General features: G+C 68.7%; 2 protein-coding genes. One reads left to right on the forward strand and one right to left on the reverse strand.

Features of this window, described 5'->3' with window-relative positions; all coding sequences use genetic code 11:
- Positions 1–1,531, reverse strand: a 1,531-nt coding sequence (locus VTU_RS0105025) for a fumarate hydratase (RefSeq protein WP_010101450.1), incomplete at its 3' end; no start/stop codon positions are given.
- A 133-nt stretch (positions 1,532–1,664) separates the two neighbouring features.
- On the opposite strand from VTU_RS0105025, the gene VTU_RS0105030 reads away from it, so the two are divergent.
- Positions 1,665–2,532, forward strand: an 868-nt coding sequence (locus VTU_RS0105030) for a lyase family protein (RefSeq protein WP_010101451.1), incomplete at its 3' end; no start/stop codon positions are given.

Below are 2,532 nucleotides of genomic sequence, written 5' to 3' on the forward strand. Positions count from 1 at the left end.
TGAACGCCCCCGTGGCGATGCGCTTTTGCCATTCGGCAGGGCCGGTGCTGTGGACGCTGGTTCCGTCGCAGTCCACGGCCACGGTCACGGGCATGTCGACCACGTCGAACTCGTAGATGGCTTCCATTCCCAGGTCTTCAAAGCCCACGACCCTGGCGCTCTTGATGGCCTTGCTCACCAGGTAGGCCGCGCCGCCCACGGCCATGAGGTAGGCGCTCTTGTGCTGCTTTATGGCCGCGATCGCCACCGGGCCGCGCTCGGCCTTGCCGATCATGGCGATCAGGCCGGTCCTTGCGAGCATCATGTCGGTGAACTTGTCCATGCGCGTGGCGGTCGTGGGGCCGGCGGGGCCCACGGCCTCGCCCCTGACGGGGTCCACGGGGCCCACGTAGTAGATGACGCGGCCGCTGAAGTCCACGGGCAGCTTCTCGCCCCGGGCGAGCAGGTCCTGAATGCGCTTGTGCGCGGCATCGCGGCCCGTGAGCATCTTGCCGCTGAGCAGCAGGGTGTCGCCGGGCTTCCAACGGGCCACTTCTTGCTTGGTCAGGGTGTCGAGGTTGACCCTGCGGCTCTTCTCGCAGTCCGGCGCCCAGCCCACGTCGGGCCACAGGTCCAGGCTCGGGGGCGGGAGGTACACGGGGCCCGATCCGTCGAGAACGAAATGCGCATGGCGCGTGGCTGCGCAGTTGGGGATCAGCGCGATCGGCTTGCTCGCCGCGTGCGTGGGGTACATCCTGATCTTCACGTCCAGCACCGTGGTCAGGCCCCCCAGTCCCTGCGCGCCAATGCCCAGGGCGTTGACCTTGTGAAACAGTTCCAGGCGCAGTTCTTCGACCTTGTCGAGTTGGGCGCCCGCGGCGGCCCTGGCCTGCAATGCGTACATGTCCAGATCGTCCATCAGGCTTTCCTTGGCCATCAGCACGGCCTTTTCCGCCGTGCCGCCGATGCCGATGCCCAGCATGCCGGGGGGGCACCAGCCGGCGCCCATGGTGGGCACGGTCCTGAGCACCCAGTCCACCACGTCGTCGCTGGGGTCGAGCATCTGCATCTTGGCCTTGTTCTCCGAACCACCGCCCTTGGCTGCGACGGTGATTTCCACAGTGCCGCCGGGAACGATCTCGGTGAAGATCACGGCGGGGGTGTTGTCCCGGGTGTTCCTGCGCTCGAACTGGGGGTCGGCGACCACGCTCGCGCGCAGGCCGTTGTCCGGGTGCTTGTAGCCACGGCGCACGCCTTCGTTGATGGCCTCGTCCAGGCCTGCCGTGAAGCCCTCCCAGCGCACGTCCATGCCGACCTTCAGGAAGACGTTGACGATTCCGGTGTCCTGGCACATGGGGCGCCGGCCGATGGCGCTGAGCCGGCTGTTGGTCAGGATCTGCGCCATCGCGTCCTTGGCCGCAGGGCTTTGCTCGTGCGCATAGGCGCGGGCCAAGTGGGCGATGTAGTCGCCGGGGTGGTAGTAGCTGATGAACTGCAGCGCGCCGGCGATGGATTCGATCAGGTCTTCCTGGCGGATGGTCGTGGTGGTCATGGCGGGTGGGGGAATCGCGGGTCGCGAATTATCCCCTGCGCGCCGGTGCGGTTCTGTCCGGATGGCGTTGCACGCTGGCGCCGCGCGGGTATGCTGCGCCCTGGTGTTCTGCCCCGCAAAAAGCGACCCGACCATGATGACATCCCGACCCGACGCGACCGCATCCCGCACCGAAAAAGACAGCTTCGGTCCGATCGATGTTCCCGCCCAGCGCCTGTGGGGCGCGCAGACGCAGCGCTCGTTGCAGCACTTTGCGATCTCCGGGGAACGCATGGCGCCCGAGTTGATCCGGGCGCTGGCCCAGGTCAAGCGCGCCAGCGCCACGGTGAACCACGCGCTGGGCCTGCTGGACGCGGCCAAGACCCGGGCCATCGTCGCTGCCGCGGACGAGGTGATCGCAGGCGGCCACCTGCAGGAGTTTCCGCTCGTGGTCTGGCAGACCGGGTCGGGAACGCAGACGAACATGAACATGAACGAGGTGCTCGCCAACCGCGCCAGCGAGTTGCTGGGCGGCGCGCGCGGCATGGCGCGGCTGGTGCACCCCAACGACGAGGTGAACCAGAGCCAGTCGAGCAACGACGTCTTTCCCACGGCCATGCACCTGGCCGCCGTGGACGCGCTCACGCACCGCCTGCTGCCCGCCCTGCATGGCCTGCACGCGACCCTGGCCGCCAAGGCGCAGGCGTTCGCGGGCACCGTGAAGATCGGCCGCACGCACCTGCAGGACGCGACCCCGCTCACGCTGGGGCAGGAGATATCGGGCTGGGCCGCGCAGCTGCAGCATGGCGCGCAGCATTTGCGCGCCGCGCTCGCGCACCTGTGCGAGCTGGCCCTGGGCGGCACCGCCGTGGGCACCGGGCTGAACGCGCCCACGGGCTACGCGCAGGCCGTCGCGCAGGAACTGGCCGGGCGCACGGGCCTGCCGCTGGTGACTGCGCCAAACAAGTTCGAAGCCCTGGCCGCCTGCGATGCGCTGGTGCACGCGCACGGCGCGCTCAAGA

The sequence above is a fragment of the Verminephrobacter aporrectodeae subsp. tuberculatae At4 genome (genome assembly GCF_000193225.1).
Taxonomy (GTDB): Bacteria; Pseudomonadota; Gammaproteobacteria; order Burkholderiales; family Burkholderiaceae_C; genus Acidovorax; species Acidovorax aporrectodeae.